Origin of the sequence: Phenylobacterium aquaticum (assembly GCF_947378715.1) — a bacterium.
In the GTDB taxonomy this organism is placed as follows: Bacteria; Pseudomonadota; Alphaproteobacteria; order Caulobacterales; family Caulobacteraceae; genus Phenylobacterium; species Phenylobacterium aquaticum_A.
Window position 1 is genome coordinate 1 of the sequence record NZ_CANCLE010000264.1, and the last position, 3,384, is coordinate 3,384.

At 63.5% G+C, this 3,384-nt stretch carries 3 protein-coding genes and 1 tRNA gene; all 4 read left to right on the forward strand.

What is annotated here, in order from left to right; all coding sequences use genetic code 11:
* The first annotated feature begins 67 nt into the window (after positions 1–67).
* The 4 genes from Q7P21_RS20250 (at position 68) to Q7P21_RS20265 (ending at position 3,236) form a co-directional block, all read left to right on the forward strand.
* A tRNA-Arg gene (locus tag Q7P21_RS20250) sits at positions 68–144 on the forward strand.
* Positions 145–502: 358 nt separating this feature from the next.
* Complete coding sequence (locus Q7P21_RS20255; protein ID WP_304172284.1) at positions 503–1,531, forward strand: Fic family protein; 1,029 nt, start codon at positions 503–505, stop codon at positions 1,529–1,531.
* A gap of 427 nt (positions 1,532–1,958) precedes the next feature.
* Positions 1,959–2,714, forward strand: coding sequence for a hypothetical protein (locus tag Q7P21_RS20260; protein ID WP_304172286.1), 756 nt, complete (start codon positions 1,959–1,961; stop codon positions 2,712–2,714).
* A 63-nt stretch (positions 2,715–2,777) separates the two neighbouring features.
* Positions 2,778–3,236, forward strand: a complete 459-nt coding sequence (locus tag Q7P21_RS20265) for a hypothetical protein (RefSeq protein WP_304172287.1) — start codon at positions 2,778–2,780, stop codon at positions 3,234–3,236.
* The last annotated feature ends 148 nt before the right edge of the window (positions 3,237–3,384 follow it).

Genomic DNA, 3,384 nt, shown 5'->3' on the forward strand with positions numbered 1-3,384 from the left:
TGCTCAGACCGGCTTGCGCTTTTCGCGAGCCGCGACTAGGTTCCGCGCCCTTGCCGTAAGGCTCTGCGCGCCCGTAGCTCAGCTGGATAGAGCATCAGACTACGAATCTGAGGGTCGGACGTTCGAATCGTTCCGGGCGCGCCATTTTCTCCAGAAATTCATATAGCTGCCGGCAGGCGTCACTTTGTCTGCCTGTAGGCTGGGATCGAGGCGGAGCCCCGGGGCCACGATCCGCGCATCCGTCAACGCCCCCTTTCAGCCAGCCACCCATGTGGCGGGCACGCGCGGGCGCGTCTCGATATCGGGATCGATATTCAACGCCCGTCGCGACCGCTAAGCCATCGGGCGGCGTTTCCGAACACCCAGGCGTGGCTTAGATTTAACACATCCATCCTTTCGTGTTAAAAAATTCGCGATTTTCGAACATGTGAGTCGTGACGTGTTAGAGACGACATATCGTCTGCCAGTCCTCCCACCGCCCGGCGATCTAGAAACGCCGGCTGTGTTGCGCGCGCTCGCAGATGCGCACCGGCGCCTAGCCGAACTCAAGGGGCGTGCGGCGATCATCCCCAACCAGACCATCCTTATTAATTCACTCGCGCTGCAAGAGGCGAAGGCCAGCTCAGAGGTCGAGAACATCGTCACCACCCAGGACGAGCTGTTCCAGGCCAGCCTGTTCACGGAGGGGCCAGGCTCTCCGGCCGCCAAGGAAGTCGCCAACTACCGGGACGCCTTGAAACGTGGGTTCGACAGCCTGAACCAGAACCAAGGCCTGTTAACGAACAACGCCATCATCGAAATGTTCCGCGTGTTGAAACGCACGACGGAGGGCTTCCGCGCCGTGCCGGGAACCGCGCTCAAGAACGAGGCGACCGGCGCCCTCGTCTATGTTCCGCCCCAGAGCAGAGAAGAGATCGTCGTGCACATGACGGCGCTGGAGCGGTTCATCAATGACGACGCCGCCAGCGACCTCGATCCGCTGGTGAAGATGGCGCTGATCCATCACCAGTTCGAAAGCATCCACCCATTCTCGGACGGCAACGGCCGGATCGGCCGCATCATCAACGTCCTTTACCTGACGCGGGTCGGCTTGCTGGAAATACCGATCCTGTACCTCAGCCGGTACGTCACCACACACAAGGCAGACTATTATCGGCTGCTCCAGGCCGTACGCGATGACGGCGCCTGGGAGCCGTGGCTGCTCTATGTCCTGCGGGCGGTGTCGGAAACGTCGAGGCAGACGCTGCAGCTCATCGAGGGCATGCGCGGCCTCATGGCCGACTACAAGCGACGCCTGCGCGAACACCCCTCGGTCCGCTACTCGCAAGATCTGCTGAACAATCTCTTCCGCCACCCCTACACGCGAATTGAATTCGTGCAGGCCGATCTGGGCGTCACCCGGCAGACCGCCGCCAAATACCTCGACCAACTCGCGGAGATCGGTTTCGTCGAGAAGCGCCAGCAGGGACGTAACAACTACTACATCAACACGCCGCTGATTGAGCTCTTCCTCCGGACGTCAGAGAGTTAACGACCCCTGCCGCGTCGGAGGCCGGCCCTGGATTTCGCGATCCCAGCGGAACGCCGACGCGTAGATCGGGTGGCGTGGGGTCCATCACCACATGACCACACCGAGGCGCTGGAGCGCGGACATGCCGGTCCGCAGGGCTAGGAAGCCGGGGCCCGGGGCCGGGCCTGGAGGATCGGACACTATGGGGCGCTCTACGCTCTACGATCCCATGATCTCTCGCCTCTAAAATGTTCCTATTTTGTTCTTGACAGCCAGTAGGAGTTGTGAGATTTATTTCCAACCCCGGAAAGTGCACTCGGCCATCCGCGAACGGGCGGACAGGGCCCGCACCACGCCCGGCTGCGCGAACCAATCCTTGCGGCTGAGCCGCTCCGCCACCCTGCAGCGATATCGCGCGGGTCGGCGTCACCCCATCCTGGAGACTGAAATGGCGGCCATGCCTCGTGGCCAGTCGCGGACCGTGCCGGATCCCGCTGGCGAACTTTACGATCAACAGATGGCGCAATTGAAAGCTCAGCGCGCCGCTGAGGAACAGGGGCCGGAATCCCCCTTGGGCGCGATCGGCGACGCCTTTGAGAAGTGGCAGGAGGGCCCGCGCATGGCGCGCCCAAACCTAGCCGAGTCCTTCATTCCTGTGGTGGGGCCAGCCTGGGAGGCCGTAGCGGATATCCAAGACAAGAACTACACGGGCGCCGCCTTCAACGGCGTGATGGCGGTGGCGGATGCTCTGCCGATTGGCGTGGTCGGCAAGGGGCTCCGAGCGGCGAGCAAGGGCGCAGGAATCCTAAAGAAGGGGTCTTTAACCGCCGGCGCGGCGACCAGTCGCCTGCGCGCATGGGGCATCGCGAAGAAGGGCGAGGAGGTCCACCATACTATCCCGCTGAACGGGACCAGCCGCTCCGCCCAGGACTGGAGGAACCACTACGCCTTTCTCAAGGTTCTGCCGAAGGACGTTCACCGCCGCCTGACCGGCAGTTGGGCCGGAAAGCCGCGCTTCGATCCCATCCGGCGGGTCTGGTATGGAACCACCGACTGGATGAAGGCCGTTCCGACCGGCGTCGCCGGCTATGCGGCGGATGCCTGGGAAAATCTCAGCCAGCCCTTCGAGTCGCCCACGCCTCAGGCCCCGCCGCCGGGGACCCAACCGCCTCAACCCTCGAAGAAGCTCCCCGCGCGACGTTAGGTTGCGTCTTCACAAGCGCCGCTCGCCCGTATAAGTTCTTAATATGTTCTTTCGGGGGCTCTGATGAAATCCACTGAGATCAGCTTTCAATTCCCTGTCCTGGGGTTCACCCTCGATCTTGAGATCTGGGGTTTTCCAGACCTGGAGCGGCTCACCAAGTGTGGACCGATCACCTTGCGGGAGAACATGCAGGCAGGCATGGAGCTGATCGAGGCGGACGGGCGGCGCTGGCGGGTGCGGTCGGTCACGCGGACGGGCCGGGCCGGGTCCTGGCTCAGCCTGCTCTCGCCGTTTGGGCCGGCCCAGTCGCGGATCGAGCAGGACCTCGAACCGCTGGAGCCGGCGCCGCTCGCCGAGGTCCAGCGCCGGGCCTGTCTGGCGATGGAGACCTTCTCCATCAACTATCTCGAGGGTGACGATCGCTCGGTCGAGTTCGATCCCATGCTCGCCAAGCTGAGGCGGACCCGCAAGATCTCCGAGATCTATGACCTGCTGAACCCCGACACCTTCGAGCCGTACTGAGGCGTCGCGCGCCATGCTAGGACGGCGGCGCCGGACGCATCCGCGCCCGCGTGACCTGACCCCCGGACCCCTTCATGACCCAACGCATGCACGACCTGGCCACCGAGATCGTGCGGCTGCAGGGCGAGCTCGACCGCGAGATCGAACA